This window comes from Chthoniobacter flavus Ellin428 (genome assembly GCF_000173075.1).
Classification (GTDB): Bacteria; Verrucomicrobiota; Verrucomicrobiia; order Chthoniobacterales; family Chthoniobacteraceae; genus Chthoniobacter; species Chthoniobacter flavus.
Genome location: NZ_ABVL01000005.1, coordinates 354,774 through 372,500, shown reverse-complemented (window position 1 = coordinate 372,500; position 17,727 = coordinate 354,774). Strand labels below are relative to the sequence as shown.

The window sequence follows — 17,727 nt, the reverse complement described above, 5'->3', positions numbered from 1 at the left end:
ATGGTATAGCGAATAACAGTAACGCGTGTATCTCAACTCCGCTACACCGCCACTCGGCTCCGCACGAAAACCCACGGAGATCAGAGGTCCTTCGACTCCGCCCATGCTTCCCCGCTCCGCTCAGGATGACCTTTTTTTGGGGCGCTTCGCGCTTACTGCGATGATTTCACCGCGAGCATAGGAAGTTCGTAAGCCACCCACTCCAAACAGCGACGGGCCAAAAATTCCCACGGTCCGACTTTCGGTATATTCCTTACCCGGGACAGGTGCTGGCCTACCCGCGACGACTCCGTGGTCGCGGTAGAAGATGCGAGGACAAATCGAGCCCTCAGTCACCACCACAAGCACTGGCTCTACAGCAGATGTCGACTCAACCTAGTAAGTGCGCACCGTCCGCGTTTCCGTGGTGACCGGGTGCTGCACGGTCGTTTCCTCCGTGGTCGTCGTGGTCGTCCGCTCGGTTGTTTCGCATGCGGGCAGGGCTGCCAGGAGCAAGGCGCTACTCACGATGAGGAGAATGGTTTTCGCTTTCATGAAAATGAATGGCGTGAGCGAGAGCCGCATTCGCAGGGGCAGGGAAGGACGGTGTATGACGCCGCCTTCCCGCCCACGCTAAGGTTTACCGCCTCTCGGTTGTGGTAGTGGTCGTCGTCTTCTTTTCGATAATCGTTCCGTCCGGGAGCACCTTCTTTTCAATCACCTGGCCTTCGGGCACAACCGGCACGACCTTCTTTTCAATCACCCGGCCCGCGGGCACGACCGGCACGACTTTCTTTTCAATCACGGTGCCCTCGGGCACCACGGCGGGCTCCCTCTTTTCGACGACGACGCCATCCGGGATCACTGGCCGCCCGTCTCTCATGACGGTGCCCGGTGGCAGAATAGTCCGCTTCTTTTCGACGACCGTATCTCCCGGGACGACAGTCTTTTTCTCGATCACCGTGCCCTCAGGCGTCACGGTCTTCCGGACGATCACGCGGTTGGCGATCAGTCGATCGCCTTCCCGGGCGTACTCCACTGTCACCGGCGTGCCCGCCCTCACCTGCTCGATGGAAACCGGCCGGCCGTCTTCATCCACATAGGTCGTGGTCTTGGTAAAGCCGTAACGCAGCGGCGCAGTCGCTGTGTCGGAATGGATGACCATCCCTTCCGGCCCGAATTCGGTGACGGTGCCGATGTTACGCGTGGTGGTCGTCCGGACCACTGCTTCCTGTGCGCGCACTTCGATGGCCGTGCCCAGACTGAGACAAGCCATCGTGGTGCTGATGATCAAAGCGTGGTTCATTTTCATAAGTGTAGTTGGTTGGTCGCAGGTGAGTCGCACAGAGCGTCTCCCGCTAACCAAGGATCGCCATGCGGACGGGGGGCGGTCGCCTTTCCGGCCACTTCGAAAAGCGATCCGCTAACAATCCACGGACGCTTTGTCACCAGCCCGAAGGGTCCGTTCCTTGCCAAAATACGCCTCCCGGGGCTATATTCCGGCGAGCCGCCGGAGTTGGCGGCACCCTCTTTATGCCAAACGCACTGGTCATCGGTCTCGGCGGGGTGGGCTCCGTCATCGGGCGCAAGCTCCATGACTACGATTGCTTCGACCGCATTTTTCTCGCGGACATCGACCCCACTTACGCCCAGGTCCTGCACAACGCCACCAAACGCAGCCGCTTCGAAGTGCTGCAACTCAACGCCATGGAAACGGCGAAAGTCGCCGCTGCCATGACCCAGCACAAAATCGCGGTCACGCTCAATGGCTGCAATTGTTACACCAACTACTCCATCCTCGAAGCCTGCCATCGCGCCGGCTCGCATTACATCGACATGGCGGCGGATATCTACTCCGCGCCTGGGGTGAAGAAAGCGCTCAAGAATTCCTTCGAGGCGGAGATCGAGAAATTCCACCAATTCTATCTCGAGAAAGATCTCGCCGGTCTGCTCTGCCTCGGCTGCGACCCGGGCGCGGTGAATATCTTCGCGCGCTGGGCGATGGATCGTCTCGACACGGCGAGCAGCATTCGCGTGCTCGACGCGGACAACGCCGAGGTGCGCGGTTACCGTTTCGCCGTGCTGTTTTCGCCCGAGACACTTTTTGAAGAGCTCAACGCCAATCCCTACTTCGTCAAAGACGGCAAGGTCACCGGTGGCCGGCCGCTCGAAGCCGAGGTCGACTGGTATCGCTTCCCTGATCCCATCGGCCTGCAGAAAACCTATGCCGTGGCGCACGAGGAAGGCGTCTCGCTCGGCATCTATCCACCCTTCGTGGAGAAGGGCGTGAAATACTCGGTTTTCAAATATGCCATCTCCGACCAAATGGTGAATGTCGCGAAGTCGATCGATCTGCTGAATCTCGACACGTGGAAGAAAGTGAAAGTGGACGGTGTGGAAGTCGCGCCCATCCGCGTGGCCACGGCCAATCTCCCCAAGCCCGCGCAACTCGGCGCAACCGTCGATGGCTACTCCTGCGTGGGCACCGAGGTCTGCGGCACGAAGGAGCGCAAGCGCGTGGAGTATTTCATCTACACCATGGACAGCCATCGCGACGCTTATGAAAAATGGGGCTATTCGCTGACCGTCGTGCAAACGGGCATTCCCCCGGCCCTGGCCGCGCGATTGCTCGTCACCGGCAAGATCAAGGAACGCGGCGTGATGATGCCGGAAGCGATGGATCCCGAGCCGTTCATGGAAAACTTCTCCCGCGAAGGCCTGGAGATTTTCGTGGAGAAACGGGAGGTGGAGCGGATGTGAATGCGGGAAGCTGGCCTGACGACGGTCAGTGCATCATTTGCCAATGTCGCCAGACCCCGCCCACCGAATGGGCCTCCGGCGCATAGCAGTGCGCGAAGATCCCGGCGATAACCAGACTGCCCATGATCAGCAGCACGGGCTTGGTCGTTTGCTGAAGAACGCCGCCCGTCCACCAATCGATCTCCTTCTTGCGCAGGCGCTGGTACAGCGCGGTGATCAGCACCGCATCGAGCAAGACTTCGGCGAGCAACGCTTCCGCTTGCAGGATCATGGCACCGATCGCCACTGCCGCTCCCACCGCCATGGCGATTGCGGCGACAATGGCCGCCACGGCGAGGCATCCTTCTAACTCCAAAAACGTGCCAAAAAAATCCATCACTCGGTTCCATCCCCTCCACTCTTCCAGATCACACTCCGGTGCCGGTCCGCGCCAGGTGGACTTTCGCACTACGACGGGATCATCACGGTGGAGATCCGTTCCGGCCAACTCTTCATCCATCCGCAGAGTCGAGCGCTCCAATTCCGCCCAGACCCGCACCAGGCCGAGGAAAGCACCCCACGCGATCAGCACTGCCAGCGGATAGCGCAACCACATCTGCCCAACGCCCATTTTGAGCAACAGCACCGATGCCAAAAAACCTGCCAGCGCTGTGACAAACATAATGCCGCTGACAATGCCGCGGGCGAGTCCTCGCCGGCGCAAATGACCGCGAACCCTCATCAACAGCCGACCGCGCAGCTTCTCCTCATCCACCGTTTTCATTTCCGGAAAAGCCAGCTCAGCAACGTCAGGACCAAGCTGATGATAATGCACGTGACGATCGGGAAATAGAACGTCGAGTTCCCCTTTTTTACGAAGATATCCCCCGGCAGTTGCCCCAAGCCGCCCAGGCCGCCGGTCTTCCAAAGAATGGCGCCGGCGATCACCAGGACCAGGCCCAGGATGAACACCATTTTGCCGAGATCTTGCATGACTCCATATCTGGCCCGAGGCGCCTGAAGTCGCAATGAAATTGGAGCGTGCGGTTGTTGCGGAAGAAGTGGGAGCGTTCACGAATCCAGAAAGAGCGGGTGAGGAACGCCTGCGTTTTGGTGCTGCGCTGCCGCGCAGCTTTGAGATATCGCGGAGCGATGCGGGCATTGCGTCACGAGAGGCAGACGAATTTTGGCGGGATCGCCGGATATCTTACGCTCATCGAAAAGCGGCGCAGCAGGCTCAGCATTACCCACATCTTTTCTCGGGTTTAGGACCAAGGTAACACGGCCGTGGCTCACTGGAAGGGGCGACTTTCTAGAAAACCCCTGCGTCGCGGAGCGACGCCCTCAAAAGAGAGGCGCTGCGCGCATCGGTTTTTTCGGTCAGCGACTGGGAAGTCGCCGCTCCCAGTGGCGCCATCTCCTTCGACGTCAAAACACCGCGCAAAGATGGGGATAATGCTGAGGCCGCTGGGCCGCTTTGGGAAATCGCGCAGCGATGCGGGCATTGCATTACGAGAGGCATACGCGCCCTCATCCATGTTTGCTCGGTCCAGATCGGCTTGTCCAATACCGCGTCAGGGATGAATCGCATGAACGACCATTGCACCGCAGGTCGTGAAGATGAGAGTGACGCCAAGCGAAATACCGACGATGAGAAGGAACAATAGCGTCACCGCAAGCCTGCTTCTCGGTCTCATTTTCCAAACCACCTGGAAGTTACGATATTCATATTCACACGACTAGTCTTCTACGAGCCCCGTTGTCGGACAGCGTTGCACAACACGTGCGCCGCCACCGGCCAATCCGCGTAGCGAAACTCAAATCCGGCCTGCTGCAGGCGTGCCGGAACGACGCGACGACTTTTCAGCACGAGTTCGGATTCTGTTTGTAGCAACCAGGTGCCGATCTCCAGCAGCCACGCCGGCGCGGGCAGTCCAAAAGGCACACCCCACGCCGTCCGCAGTGCGCGCATGAAATCGCCATACGGCAACGGATTCGGCGCGGCGAGATTGACCACGCCATCGATCTCTTCATGCGCGATCAACCAATGAACGGCGCGGATGAAATCCTCCTCGTGAATCCACGAGACGAACTGCCGTCCATCGCCCGCCGCCCCGCCGAGGCCACAGCGGACCAGCGTGGAGAGCGTGGCGAAGATGCCGCCGGCATCGGGGCTCATCGTCATGGCCGAGCGCAGCTTCACCTTGCGTGTGGCTGGCGTGTCAGCCTCATCGAAAGTGCGTTCCCAGGCCTGCGCGACCTCGATGCTGAATCGCCAGGTCTCCGGCACATCGGGCTCGGAGCCACCGATGATGCCGGTGGCCTCATCATTGGGCGCATCGTAGCGGTGCGCGTAGATCGTGGCGGTGCTGGCTTGCAACCAGACTCGGGGCGAATGTCGCACGCACGCGATGGCCGCACCCACCGCGCGCGTGGACTTCACTCGCGAATCCATGATCTCGCGCCGCTGCCGCGCGTGATAGCGGCAGTTCACACTGCGGCCGGCGAGATTGATCACCACGTCCGCCCCATCCAATTCCGCGACCCACGCACCCAGTTTCTCGCCGTCCCACGGCAGGGAGCGCCATGGGGCGGATTTCGGCCGGCGGCTCAGGACCACGACCTCGTGGCCTTCACCGTGAAACGCGCGGGCGAGGATCGTTCCCACCTGTCCCGAACCACCTGGAATCACGATTTTCATTTCAGCGAGTCTTGCAATAGCCGCCCGGCGCGCAGGGTGGCGGTGCGGGAAAGAGTTCCAGTTTGCGGCGCAGGTCTTCGTGCGTCTGCGCACCCTTGAGCCACCGCGAGATCTTGTAACGATTCGCCGAGACCACCTCGCAGAGCCGCCGGGCCAGTGAGAGCAGCGCCGGGTGCGCGAGGCGTTGCGACCACTCGCGATACTCCTGCAAGGCCCACAGGCACATCACCCAGGCCGCGCCTCCCTGCCAGACCGCACCAGCGTCGCTGATGACCACGATCTCCTTGTCGGGATGCAACTCCTCGAGGTGCGGAAATCGGCATCCCGCTTCCGCGGAATCGAAAGGCAAAAAGACGAGCGGGACGAAGGTCGGTTGTTGCCCCAGCCATACCCGGCACCGCCGGCACAATTCGCAATGCGTGTCGTAGAGAATGTAGAGCCTTCTCATGGTGCGACCTCATTCCACGACCGGAGTGTAAGCCTGCGGCGGGATTGGCGGCGGGGCGCTGTGCAGCAGGCCGCGTTTCCGCATCTTCGAAAAGACATACAGGTTGAAGAAGTGCATGCCACCGAGGATGAGCAGAACGAGGCCGACCTTGGTGCTCAGGGCCTCCAGGAGTTGCTGGAGATCGGCCGCTTTGTCGCCGTATTTCAGCGCCAGCGAAACGTAGCCGATGTTCATGAGATAAAAGCCGACGACCAGCAGGTGGTTGATGGAATCGGCCAGCGCTTCGTTGCCGTGGAAAGCATCGACCAGGAACAGGCGGCCGTTCTTGTGCAGTGTCCGCGCCACCCAGACGGTGAGGCTGACGCTGATGACGAGGTAGCAGAGGTAGGTGGTGACGGTATAGTTCATGGTTTCATTTTCCTTTCTTTCTGTGTTTTCAGTATTTTTTGAAAATTAGCGGTAAATAAAAAGACCGGTTATTTGAGGAACTTCAGCGCCCAAGGGACGATGGTGCTTTGCTCGGAACGCACAACTTTGCTCAGCACGCCATCGGCCATCTCCATGAAATCGGAAAGCGCCTTGGTCTGTGCGGCGAAGCTCCTGGCTTCGGGGGATTTCAGGTCGTCCACCCGCTCGATGCAGTCCTTGAGGACATTGATCGCCGGCCGGATTTCCCGGCGTTTCCGCTCGCGGACGATGATACAGAACATCTTCCAGACCTCCTTTTCGGCTTCGAAATACTCTTTGCGTTCGCCCTTGCGGACCACGCTGCGAACGAGCCCCCAACCGACCAACTCGCGGAGGTTCGTATGGGCATTCCCCCGGCTGATCTTGAGATCCTCCATCACTTCATCCGTGGTCAGAGCCCGGGGAGTGATGATGAGCAACGCGTGGATCTGGGCCATGGTGCGGTTGATGCCCCAGGAATTTCCGATCGCCCCCCACTGGGTGACAAACTCGTCCCGGGCCGCCGCCAGTTGAGCGGCCTCCGCAGCGCTCGTGGGTTTCGATTGTTTGTCCATTTCGTATTTTCAGTATTTTGTGAAAATACGATTTTGGCAAGTGAAAAAATGATATGGGTGGGGGATGAAAAGCGGCTCTCGGGCCGCCCCAAAAAAGCTCGTCATCCTGAGCTTGCGAAGGACCTCTGATCTCCCGCCGGCAGCTTACGTCATGCGCTCAGTCGAGACGCCGCACCAGCGCCTTCCCAACGAGTGAAGCAAAGGCAGAGATCAGAGGTTCTTCGCAAGCTCAGAATGACGGGTTGGAGGACGAACGCTTCGCTACGTGCGAGGCATCTCAAGCCAGCGCAGCTTGCACTACGTTCCCCGCAATGTCCGTCAGCCGGAAATCACGTCCCTGGAACCGGTAAGTCAGCCGTTCGTGATCGAGGCCGAAGAGATGCAGAATGGTCGCGTGCAAATCGTGCACGTGCACGGGATCCTTCACTACGCCCCAGCCAATATCATCGGTCTCGCCGATGACTGTTCCACCTTTCACCCCGCCACCCGCCATCCACAATGTGAAGGCAAACGGGTGATGGTCGCGGCCGGTGACCTTGGGCGTAACCAGGACGATTCTCGCCCAGCGGGGTGCGCCCAAATTCGCTCAGCCAGACGACCATCGTGGTATCGAGCAAGCCGCGCTGCTTCAGGTCTTTGATGAGAGCGGCGATCGGCTGGTCGGCCATGCCGGCATTCCACGGCAGCTCGACATCCAGATTGGAGTGATGATCCCACGACGCGTGGAAGATATTCACGAAGCGAACCCCGCGCTCCACGAGGCGCCGCGCGAGCAAGCAGTCTTTGGCGAAGGTCTTGTAGGAGCCCACTCCCCCACCCCGCGCGGCCTTGATCGTCGGCTCCTCGCGGTCGATGCCGTAGGCCTTTTTCACCTCCTCGGGTTCGCCGGAAATATCCATCAACTCCGGGGCACTGGATTGCATGCGAAAGGCCAGCTCGTAGGAGGCGATGCGGGCGGCGATCTCGGGATCACCCACGGTCTTTTCATGCAGCGCGTTCAGGTCCTTGATGGCATCGATGCCGTAGTGCTGCATCTCGGCGCTGAGACCCGGCGGGTTGCTCAGGTTCTGGACCGGATCGCCCTGGCTGCGGAAGAGCACCCCTGCGTAACTGGTCGGCAAAAAGCCGCTCGCCCAATTTTGCGCGCCCGCGCTGGTGCCGCGCCCGGCAGTAAGCACCACGTAACCGGGCAGATTGTCGCTCTCGCTGCCCAAGCCATAGGTTACCCACGCCCCCATGCTCGGCCGGCCCATGAGCGGCGATCCGCAATTCATCATGATCTGCCCGGGGTGATGATTGAACTGCTCGGTGTGCATCGAGCGAATCATGCAGATGTCGTCCGCGCAACTGGCGAGGTTCGGCAGGAGGTCGCTGAACTCCATGCCGCTCTGCCCGTGCTTCTCGAATTTCCGATGGCTGGCCATGATCCGCGCGGTGTCCTTTTGCAGAAAGGCGAAGCGCACGTTTTTCGTCATCGAATCCGGCAGCTTCTGGCCGTCGAGCTCGACCAGCTTCGGCTTCGGATCGAAGAGATCCATCTGCGATGGGCCGCCTTCCATGTAGATGCAAATGCAGGCCTTGGCCTTCGCCGGGAAATGCGGCACGTGCACCGCCATCGGCCCAGTCCCGGCGCGGGCCGCCGGAGCGAAGAAGCCGTTCTGGCCGAGGATGGAAGCGAGCGCGAGACCGCCGATCCCGCTGGCGCTGGTGGTCAAAAAATCGCGCCGGGTGAGTTTAAGCAGCTCCTCGAGATCGAGATCGGGTTTCATGGCTTGGCGTCAGGGTTTGGCCCGCGAATCACCCAGATTACACGAATGGAGGATTTCAATCCGTGTGATTTGCGTGATTCGCGGGTTCTCATTTTAAAAGCGTTTTGCAGGTGCACGCGTGGCTCTCAACTCTCAACTAATGACTCTCAACTAATTCAGGGCCGGGTAATGAGTTCGTCGAGGTTCAACAGGACACGGCTGACCGCGACCAAGGCGGCGGGCACGACGGGGTCTCCGTCGTATTTTCCACCGAGCAATTGACGTGCGGCTTCGGGATCGTCGCGGAAGGCTCTGGTCTGGAGATCGCAGAACTGCTGCAAGCGCGCCATCTCCGCGGGCTCGGGCGGGCGGCCGATCGCCAGTTCGAAGCCATAACGAATCTGGTCCGGCACGCCGCCGGTCTGCACCGACAAGCGCCGACCCAAGCCCCGCGCGCATTCCACGGCGGTGTGATCGTTGAGCAACGTGAGCGCTTGCAACGGCGTGTTCGAGCGCTCGCGCCGGGTGCAGGCGACGTTCGATTCCGGGGCATCGAAAGTGATGAGCATCGGGAAAGGCACCGTGCGCTGGAAATGGATGTACATCCCGCGGCGGTACTGCTCGGCAAGCGGGCTCTCGGTCCACTTCAAGCCGCCGGCATAGGACAGCGCGGCGAGATCCGGCGGCAGCGGCGGCTTGATACTGGGCCCGCCGACCTTCGAATTCAGCAATCCACTTACCGCGAGATTCACATCGCGCACCGCCTCGGCTTCCAGGCGGAAGCGGCCCTGCCGGGCGAGCAGCACGTTGAGCGGATCGCGTTGCGCGAGGTCCGTCCGCCAGTTCGAAGATTGCCGATATGCTGCAGACGTGACGATCTCCTTGATCAGCCGCTTCTGGCTCCAGCCATGCGAGCGGAAGTCCTCGGCCAGCCAATCGAGTAATTCCGGATGGGACGGCTTTTCCCCTCGGGTGCCGAAGTCATTTTCCGTGGCGACCAGGCCACGGCCGAAGAGATGGAGCCAGATGTGGTTGACCCGCACCCGCGGCGTGAGCGGATTGGCGGACGACACCAACCAGCGCGCGAGATCGAGACGATCGGCGGTGGCACCGCGTGGCTGCAACGGCGGCAGAAAGGCCGGCGTGCCCGACTGCACCTCGTCGCCCTTCTGCAGGAAATCACCGCGGATATGGATGTGCGTGGAGCGCCGATCCGCCGCCATCACCAGCGCCATGGTCGGCTTCAGCACAGGCTTTTGCGCGTCATGCGCGAGCACCGCAGCGTTGAGCTCGCGCCCTTCGTCGTCCGCCACCACCGCGTAATAATGCGTGAGCGCTTTCCATTGGGCGACGGTGCGCTTTTCGCCCGGGGTGCGAACAATCGCGAGAATCTCATCCGGAGTCAGGTCCGGCGTAAAGGGGCCCGCATCCGTCGTCGCCGCAATCCGGAAATGTGACATCACGCCCTCGGTGAAAAATTCCGCGTGCAGTTCGAAGCGCGCGCCTTCCGGCAGATCGAGCGGCTCCGGCAAAGTAAACACGGCCACGTGCGAAGACTTCGGCTGCTTCTTCACCGTCCAGTGCGTGGTCCGGTCATTGTCGATGATGTGCTCGGCGCCTTTCGGGTCATCCGCAAAATCGACGGCGGCGTGGACAAAGTTGACGCGCTTCGTTTCCCCACCGCGCAGTTCGATAGTGGCGTAGAATTCCGACAAGCCGAAGGCGGCATCCTTCCCGCTGCCGACATTTTTCCCCGGATCGGCGAGCGCTTCCAGGCGGAAGCCCGTGGTCCCGCGCGGGGGCGCCACAGCAATGCGATAGCGGGTGCGCACCGAGTCCCGCGAGCGCGCGATGATCGAGCCATCCTTCTGCGCCGTGAATTGCTCCTCGGCCCCTTCCATGATCGCGGCCAGGCGCGTCGGCGGCAGCACCGTCCAGTGTTCCGCGGGCACAAGCAGCGTGGCTTCCCACTCAGCCAAAGTGTCCGAGGTGATCTTCCCCAGATATGCCTGCAGCGGTTGCTCGAGTTCGGTGTGTTTCTTCTGCCACCCGTCCATCGCCGCTTGATGCGTGGCCAGTTCCTCTTGTGTCGGCTCCGGGATATCGCGCTCCGAGGCATTATTGAAGAAACTGTAGAACTGATAGAATTCCTTATGGCTGATCGGGTCGAACTTGTGCGAGTGACACTCCGCGCATCCGAGGGTGAGCCCCAGCCACACCTCGCCGGTCGTGCTCGCCCGATCGACCGTGGCCTTGCAGCGGAATTCTTCCTTGTCCACGCCGCCCTCGCGATTGGTCAGCGTCTGCCGATGAAATCCCGTGGCGATCTTCTGCTGCTCCGTGGCGTCGGGCAGCAGATCGCCGGCGATCTGTTCGATAGTGAATTCATCAAACGGCAGGTCGCGGTTGAAAGCCGCGATCACCCAATCGCGAAACAGATACGCATATGGCCGCGCGAGATCCTTCTCGTAGCCATCGCTATCCGCATAGCGCGCGAGATCGAGCCAGTGACGTCCCCAGCGTTCGCCGAAATGCGGCGAGGCGAGCAGCCGATCGACCAGCCGTTCGTAGGCGTCCGGCGCAGCATCGCTGACAAACGCCTCCACTTCATCCGGCGTCGGCGGGAGACCGAGCAGATCGAGCGAAAGGCGGCGGGCCAGCGTGCGGCGATCCGCCTCCGGCGAAGGCGCGATGCCTTCCGCATTCAACCGCGCGAGAATGAAATGATCGATGGGATTGCCCGCCCATTCCTGGAGATCGACCGCACCGGCGATCGGCTTCGCGAGTTCCGGCACCGGCGACGCTTTCACCGGTTCAAAGGACCAGTGCATCCGGTATTCCGCACCCTCGGCGATCCAGCGTTTCAGCAAATCCTTCTGCTCCGCCTTGAGCGTCTTGTTCGACTTCGGCGGCGGCATCACGTCGTCCTTGTCGGTGGAATAAACGCGTTCGATCAGTTCACTCTTCTCGGGCTTCCCCGGCACGATGGGAATGCCGCCCTCGTGCTCCTGGAGCGCATCGTCGCGCACGTCGAACCGCAGCTTCCCTTTGCGGTCCCGCTCATCCGGCCCGTGACAGTTGGTGCAATTCTCCGCCAGGATCGGCCGGATATCGCGGTCAAAATCCACCTTGCCCGCCGCGGATAGAGAAGCAGGCACGGCGACGGTCGCCAGAAGGAATGCGGATATGGAGGGGGGAAAACGCATAGGCAAAGCCCTATCGGGAATTTAACTTTCCCGATGGCGGAATCTTAGGAGGCCTCTGCCGGCACCGAAAAGGGAAACTCCCGCAGCTGCCAGCCGTATTCCGGAGAAAACCGCGAATGAACGCGAAGAAAGGAAGCGACGGCTCTTTCTTTTTATTCGCGCGGATTCGTGTCCATTCGCGGTCCCGTTCTTTACGAATTCGGAGCGTGAGCCATGGACGCTTGCGTTTTGGAGTGCTGCGCTGCCGCGCAGCTTTTCGATAAACGCAAAATGACCCGGGCATCTTGGCCTGTCCCTCAACAGTTCGTGATCCTCGCGTAAACGCAATGCCCGCATCGCTCCGCGATTTTCCAAAGCGGCGCAGCAGCGCCGCACTCCACAACGCAAGCGTTTCTATCTCGCGAACTCTGCTTCGGCCAGCCTACCGCCCGCCGCGCGAGCGTTGCGAGCGGCCGCCTCCGCCGCCTCCGCGGCGCTGGCCGCCGCCACGGGATCCGCCGTCGTTGCCGCGGCCCTGGCCTTGATGAGAGTGGCCGCCACCGGACGCTCCCTGACGCCGGCCTCCGCCCTGCGGCGGGCGCGGGCCACGCGGTGGGCGCGGCGGTTCAGCGGGCGCGGGGCCGGAATAGTCGAAATTATCGAGACGGCGGCGCGGCAGGCCGCGGCCGATGAAGCGCTCGAGGCTGCGCAGGTCGCCGTGTTCGTCGGGGCAGACAAAGCTCAGCGCGTCACCCACGGCATTCGCGCGGCCGGTGCGGCCGATGCGGTGGACGTAGTCCTCGTTGGTCATCGGAAAATCGTAATTGATGACGTGCGAGATGCCGTCGACGTCGATGCCGCGCGCGGCGATGTCGGTGGCCACGAGCACGCGCACCTCGCCGGCCTTGAAGGCGGCGAGCGCGCGCAGGCGCTGGTTTTGCGTGCGGTTGGAATGCAGCGTGGCGCTCTTGATGCCACTGGACTCGAGCTTGCGCGCGATGCGGTCGGCGCCGTGCTTGGTGCGGCTGAAGACGAGCACGCTTTCCATGCCGGGCTCGTTCAGCAGCGCGGCGAGCAGCGCGAGCTTGAGATGTTTGGGCACTTCATACGCCACCTGCGTCACCGTCTCGGCGGGATTCGAGCGGCGGCCGACCTGGACGGTGGCGGGGTTATGGAGAAACTCGTGGGTGAGCGCTTCGATTTCGCCCGAGAGCGTGGCGGAAAAGAGCAGCGTCTGGCGCTTGCGCGGCAACTGCTTCACGATGCGGCGGATGTCCGGCAGGAAGCCCATGTCGAGCATGCGGTCCGCTTCGTCGAGCACGAGGAATTCGAGCCCGGTGAAATCGCCGTGGCGCTGCTGCATGAGATCGAGCAGACGGCCAGGACAGGCGATGATGAGTTCCACGTTATCGCGCAACGCCTGGATCTGCGGACGCTCGCCCACACCGCCGAAAATCGTCGCCATGCGGAAGGGCACATAACGGGCGTACGCGCGGGCGTTTTCCTCGATCTGCGCGGCGAGCTCGCGCGTGGGCGCCAGGACGAGGGCGCGGATTTTCCTTCCGCTCACCGGCGGTCGGTTGGCAAGAAGCTGGAGCATCGGCAGCACAAAAGCGGCGGTCTTGCCCGTGCCGGTCTGGGCGATGCCGATTACGTCCGAGCCGGAGAGAATCTTTGGAATGGCGGCGCCCTGAATGGGCGTGGGTTCAGTGTAACCGGCGTCCTTGAGAGCGGAGAGCAGGCGGGGTTCGAGACCGAGAGCGGCGAAAGGCATAAGTAGAATTCGGAAGTAGGATTGCGGATTGCGGAATGGTGGAGACTCGCTCGCACCATCGGACGGCGATCTGCTACTTCGCCGACAAGTGAACCGGAGGGGCGCGGACTATCGCCGGAATATGCGGAATAGCAACGGAAGTTTCTGATTTCAGGCGATGAAGGGAGAGTCGGAGTCCGACTCTGAGTCGTAATCTTTAATCCTTAATCCTTGGCGGCTGATGAGGATTAAGGATTAACGATTAAGAGCAAAATGAGGGCTGCGCGCGCGTAGGTAGCCATCGCGCTCGAAGATCGCGCTCGACCTTGGCGCGACGCTGGTTCCCTGAGTTGCGCGAATTCACCAACACAGGCTAAAATCGCAGCGGTGAAAGCCCCCTTCCTTCTGCTCTTTCTCGCCATGATGGCCAGCTCCAACATCATCGCGGCAGAAAAGTCGAGAAAGCCGCCGCTCACCGAAAAGCAACTCAAACGGGCTCTCTCCCACATTGTCATCCCAAAGCTCGACTTTCGTGAGGCCACACTGCGAGAGGCAGTCGACTTCCTCAAGAAGAAGAGCGTCGAACTGAGGTCCACCGCCTTCCCGGGTCCAGGGTATCCTCTTATCGTCGAAGACCCGCAATTCGGACCGAGCGCTCCGGGCGATGGCGATGCGGCGAATAGCGGCGACCCCATGCCCTCCACAGGAGAGCGCCGCGTCACCGTCTCCTTGACCAATATCCCGATCTTCGAGGCCCTGCGTTACGTGGTCGGGTTGTCGAACGCGAAACTATCCTTCAGGCAGGATGGCATTCATATCGTCGACGTTGGCGAGCCGGAGCCGATGTTCACCCACGAGTTTCGCATCCCGGTTGATTTCTTCCCGGCGTTCGCGCGGGAAGATCAGCTCGGCCACACCGAACATGTTGCAGAAATGAAAAAGGACTTCGCCGCGTATCTCGCCAGCAACGGTCTCCAACTGCCCGCGGGCGCCTCGGCCACGCTCAATAGCAAAGCCGCGCGTCTCACCGTCCATACGACGGAAGATCAATTTGGGGCAATCCGGAAGATCCTCGCGACCGATCGCCCGGCATCGACTTTTCCCGTGCCCAGCCCGAAGTTCCCGAAGGTGATCGAGGGTCCGCCCCGGGAGGGCGTTTCCGATTGGAGGAACGCTGAGACCGATACGGCGAGAAAACTGCGCACCATCCGCCTACGCAAGCTGGACTTGAAAGATGTCGATCTGTACCTCGCCGGCATCCAACTCACCAAGCTGAGCATTCAGCACGATCACGAGAGCGGAGGTTCGAAGCGCGGCGTCATGATCAGGGCACGAGGCCAGACGGAAAACCCGGGCTGGCCTCCCAAAATATCCTATACGGCGGACGACGTTTCGCTTTTCGAAGCCGTAAAAACCATCGCCGACCTCAGCGATTGCGTGGCACAGATAGACCAGCATGGAGTCCAGTGGTCTCCCCGCTATATGGAAAAGCCTTCTTCCACACGGACGTATCTCGTCCCGCCCACCACCGCAGCACAGCTGGCCAAATGGCCTGAATTCATCAATCAAGAGACGCCGGTGCCGTGGATGAAAGACAGCGGGATCAATTTGCTGTCGAATGGCAATGCGAACTACTTCGCCAAGCACCACTACTTCATCGTCAGCGCAACAGCCAAGGACCAACACGTCATCGAACAAGCGAATGACAAAGCCTGGCGCGACTACTACACCTCGCAGAAAGCCAAGGTACAAAGCGCAAATTGATTTCGCGGAAAATTTCCGCACCGGCTCTCGCGTTTTGCGCGGGGCTGTTTATGATCCACCAATGCCGAGACGGAAAAATCCCCAGCCTGCCCCTCCCAAAAAGGCGGCACCGCGCCGGCGACCGAAAAATTGGGAGATGGTGTGGGTGGATCAGGCGCCACTCCGGAAGTTGACCGCCTCGGAATGCAGCCGCGCCATGGAGCGCCTGGAAAAAGCGCGCGCGGAGTGGCGGCGATTCGAGCGCGAGGATCAGCCGGCATTTCAGCGCTGGAAGGCGTCCACCTTTGGCCCGCTGCTGAGCCGTATTCGCGAGATCGAGGATCTCGTGCGCGCGAAGGAGAAACTCGTCATGGAGGTCGAGCAGGAGATGTTTTTCAGCGGCACACGCAGCTATCGCGCGGCCTACACGCGCGTGCAAAAGCGGCGCGATCATCCGGACGCCGACGAGGAGGCGCGCACCAAAACGCCGCCGCCGGAGGACGACTACGCCCGCTTCGAAGAGGACGAAGAGGAGGAGCTGGACGAGTTTACCCAGGAGCTGCTCTTCGAGGAATTTCTCCGCACGTTTCTGGGGATGAATCCGGATCGGATGAGCGACCGGCAGTACGAGAAGATGTTCGCGGACTTTAAGGCCAAGATTCTCGGCCATGATCGCTCCGAAGGACCGCCGCCCAATTGGCGCGCGGAACCGGAACCGGATTTCGCTCCCGAGCCGCCGAAATCGCCGAAGGATCGCGTGAAGGAGCTTTATCGCTTGCTGGTCCGCCGGCTGCATCCCGACATGCGCGCGGACAGCAATACCGAAGTCTCCTCGCTCTGGCACGAAGTGCAGGAGGCCTACGCCACGGGCAATGTCGAGCGGCTCGAAATGCTGCTCGCCTTCACCGACATCCAATCAAACACCACCGGCGACCATACCAGCCTGTTCCAGATGCGTTCGGTCCTGGCCGAGTTGCGCAGTGCCTTTAAAGCGCTGCAGCGCACGCTGCAGAGCGCGAAGAAAGATCCGGCGTGGAATTTCGCCCGGCAGAACGATCGCTCGAAAACAGAGTCGCGCCTGCGGCGCGAGATGGAAACCACGCTCGCGTGGCACGAAGACCAGCTCCGCCAGCTCGAAGCGCTCGTCGAGCAATGGACTGCGCCAAAAAAAGGACGCCGCCCGCCGAAGGCAAAGCAGGAAGAGTTCAGTTACTGATCGCGTCAGCACGAAGCCCGTGAACGGAGGGCCGATGGAGCCGATCTCCGTGTGGCGTGCTGACGACGGCACACCAGAGGTGTCCAACTCCGAGTCCTAATCTTTAATCCTTAATCTTAATCCCGGTCGCTGGGATGAGGATTAAGGATTAAGAATCAACGATTAACGATTAAGGATTTGAAGTGAGGCGCTACGCGCGGGTGGGTACCGATCGCGCTCGGAGATCGCGATCCACCCAAGCGCCATACCACTTCGCCTAGCCACTCCAATCCCATCAGCGGTTGGAAGCCGCTGCCACTTTCATTCGCGCCTTACTTCACCTGCGAGTAGGAAGCCGCGATCCGCTGGCGCCATTCCGTCGAACGCTGGGTCCATTGATTCACAGCCATGGAGGTCATGGCGTTGCCGCTGGCTCCCGCACGACCGTCGGCCCGTTTGATTTGCTGCTTTTCACGGCCGCGCTCCACGGCCACGGCTTCGGCCTTGCCGATGCCATCGCCACGAATGCCCTGGGCGAGGTTGTCCTTGCGGGACTGTTGCTCCAGCGTGCTGGAGGTGCCTACCGCTTGCGAACTCTTGAGATTCATCAGCGCCTTGGTGCGATCGTCGAGAGCGGCGCTGATCAAATCCACGGTCTTCACCGCGTTGGCGTAGAGGCTCTGTTTTTCCGGCGGCGCACTGGCAGCCGCGGCGACGAATTGTTGCCGGAGCGTGAGGAGCAGGCCCGGGGTTTCGGTGAAAAGGGGCTGCTTCGCCGTGGCGGCCGGGCGATCGAAGGCGAGCAATTGATCGAGGTTGATGATATAGGGGGAGAGCGCCGCCACGGGATCTGCTGCGGCGGGGAGCGGAATCGGAGTCGCCTGGGGTTCCTTTCCGCCTTTGCCTTTTTTCGCGTAGGCGCCAAACGGGGCCGCCAGTGCGACGATCAGCAAAACCACCAGGGGGGACAATTTCATAGGGCCGCCAACGTAGCGCTACGCACTACGGGGACAAGGGAAAATCGGTGGCACGGCGACTGGGGAAAAGGATGAGGGATGAAGGCGGAAAGCCGAGCGCAGCGAGACGCCCATGGCGCAAACGGGGGCAAATGAAGTGAACTGCGCTACGCGGCTTGGGAGAATAAGAGGCCCGCTGCTGGCAACGTACCTCTTCATCCTTCATCCTTCATCCTTCATCCTTCATCCTTCATCCTT

General features: G+C 61.1%; 16 protein-coding genes. 3 read left to right on the top strand and 13 right to left on the bottom strand.

Annotation, left to right across the window (positions count from 1 at the left end):
- Positions 1 to 375: 375 nt before the first annotated feature.
- Together CFE428DRAFT_RS11445 and CFE428DRAFT_RS11440 are read right to left on the bottom strand one after the other, a co-directional pair.
- Complete coding sequence (locus CFE428DRAFT_RS11445; RefSeq protein WP_157447483.1) at positions 376 to 534, bottom strand: hypothetical protein; 159 nt, start codon at positions 532 to 534, stop codon at positions 376 to 378.
- A gap of 85 nt (positions 535 to 619) precedes the next feature.
- Positions 620 to 1,285 carry a hypothetical protein gene (locus CFE428DRAFT_RS11440; protein WP_131990173.1) on the bottom strand — a complete coding sequence of 222 codons (666 nt, stop codon included), beginning with the start codon at positions 1,283 to 1,285 and terminating at the stop codon, positions 620 to 622.
- 227 nt (positions 1,286 to 1,512) lie between these two features.
- On the opposite strand from CFE428DRAFT_RS11440, the gene CFE428DRAFT_RS11435 reads away from it, so the two are divergent.
- Positions 1,513 to 2,739: a saccharopine dehydrogenase family protein gene (locus CFE428DRAFT_RS11435; RefSeq protein WP_006979693.1), complete on the top strand. Its 1,227-nt coding sequence runs from the start codon at positions 1,513 to 1,515 to the stop codon at positions 2,737 to 2,739.
- A gap of 25 nt (positions 2,740 to 2,764) precedes the next feature.
- Here the strand turns inward: CFE428DRAFT_RS11435 and CFE428DRAFT_RS11430 are convergent, their stop codons facing one another.
- From CFE428DRAFT_RS11430 to CFE428DRAFT_RS11390, 10 genes are all read right to left on the bottom strand, one after another.
- Positions 2,765 to 3,502, bottom strand: a complete 738-nt coding sequence (locus CFE428DRAFT_RS11430) for a hypothetical protein (protein ID WP_006979692.1) — start codon at positions 3,500 to 3,502, stop codon at positions 2,765 to 2,767.
- Positions 3,499 to 3,693 (bottom strand): DUF2905 domain-containing protein, encoded by a 195-nt coding sequence (locus CFE428DRAFT_RS11425; RefSeq protein ID WP_202797410.1) that lies wholly within the window; start codon positions 3,691 to 3,693, stop codon positions 3,499 to 3,501. Before CFE428DRAFT_RS11425 ends, CFE428DRAFT_RS11430 begins: the two co-directional genes overlap by 4 nt.
- 772 nt (positions 3,694 to 4,465) lie before the next feature.
- Entirely contained in the window at positions 4,466 to 5,419 is a 954-nt protein-coding gene (locus tag CFE428DRAFT_RS11420) for a TIGR01777 family oxidoreductase (RefSeq protein WP_006979690.1), read from the bottom strand.
- Between the two features lies 1 nt (position 5,420).
- On the bottom strand, positions 5,421 to 5,867 hold the full coding sequence (locus tag CFE428DRAFT_RS11415; protein WP_006979689.1) for a thiol-disulfide oxidoreductase DCC family protein: 447 nt from the start codon (positions 5,865 to 5,867) through the stop codon (positions 5,421 to 5,423).
- Positions 5,868 to 5,876: 9 nt separating this feature from the next.
- Positions 5,877 to 6,275, bottom strand: a complete 399-nt coding sequence (locus CFE428DRAFT_RS11410; protein ID WP_006979688.1) for a hypothetical protein — start codon at positions 6,273 to 6,275, stop codon at positions 5,877 to 5,879.
- A gap of 68 nt (positions 6,276 to 6,343) precedes the next feature.
- On the bottom strand, positions 6,344 to 6,889 hold the full coding sequence (locus CFE428DRAFT_RS11405) for a GbsR/MarR family transcriptional regulator (RefSeq protein WP_006979687.1): 546 nt from the start codon (positions 6,887 to 6,889) through the stop codon (positions 6,344 to 6,346).
- Between the two features lie 277 nt (positions 6,890 to 7,166).
- Entirely contained in the window at positions 7,167 to 7,367 is a 201-nt protein-coding gene (locus CFE428DRAFT_RS40755) for a DUF1501 domain-containing protein (RefSeq protein WP_337442678.1), read from the bottom strand.
- Positions 7,333 to 8,658 carry a DUF1501 domain-containing protein gene (locus CFE428DRAFT_RS11400; protein WP_006979685.1) on the bottom strand — a complete coding sequence of 442 codons (1,326 nt, stop codon included), beginning with the start codon at positions 8,656 to 8,658 and terminating at the stop codon, positions 7,333 to 7,335. Before CFE428DRAFT_RS11400 ends, CFE428DRAFT_RS40755 begins: the two co-directional genes overlap by 35 nt.
- A gap of 155 nt (positions 8,659 to 8,813) precedes the next feature.
- The gene (locus tag CFE428DRAFT_RS11395; RefSeq protein ID WP_006979684.1) at positions 8,814 to 11,843 is read right to left on the bottom strand and encodes a PSD1 and planctomycete cytochrome C domain-containing protein; all 3,030 of its coding nucleotides are present in this window, start codon (positions 11,841 to 11,843) and stop codon (positions 8,814 to 8,816) included.
- Positions 11,844 to 12,264: 421 nt separating this feature from the next.
- Positions 12,265 to 13,596 carry a DEAD/DEAH box helicase gene (locus CFE428DRAFT_RS11390; RefSeq protein WP_006979683.1) on the bottom strand — a complete coding sequence of 444 codons (1,332 nt, stop codon included), beginning with the start codon at positions 13,594 to 13,596 and terminating at the stop codon, positions 12,265 to 12,267.
- Between the two features lie 366 nt (positions 13,597 to 13,962).
- Here CFE428DRAFT_RS11390 and CFE428DRAFT_RS11385 point away from each other — a divergent pair, with 366 nt between their 5' ends.
- Positions 13,963 to 15,339, top strand: coding sequence for a hypothetical protein (locus CFE428DRAFT_RS11385; protein ID WP_006979682.1), 1,377 nt, complete (start codon positions 13,963 to 13,965; stop codon positions 15,337 to 15,339).
- Between the two features lie 196 nt (positions 15,340 to 15,535).
- A complete protein-coding gene (locus CFE428DRAFT_RS11380) occupies positions 15,536 to 16,534 on the top strand; it encodes a J domain-containing protein (RefSeq protein ID WP_131990171.1) in 999 nt (332 codons plus the stop codon).
- Positions 16,535 to 16,845: 311 nt separating this feature from the next.
- On the opposite strand, the gene CFE428DRAFT_RS11375 is transcribed toward CFE428DRAFT_RS11380, so the two are convergent.
- Positions 16,846 to 17,490 (bottom strand): hypothetical protein, encoded by a 645-nt coding sequence (locus CFE428DRAFT_RS11375; RefSeq protein ID WP_006979680.1) that lies wholly within the window; start codon positions 17,488 to 17,490, stop codon positions 16,846 to 16,848.
- Positions 17,491 to 17,727: the final 237 nt, after the last annotated feature.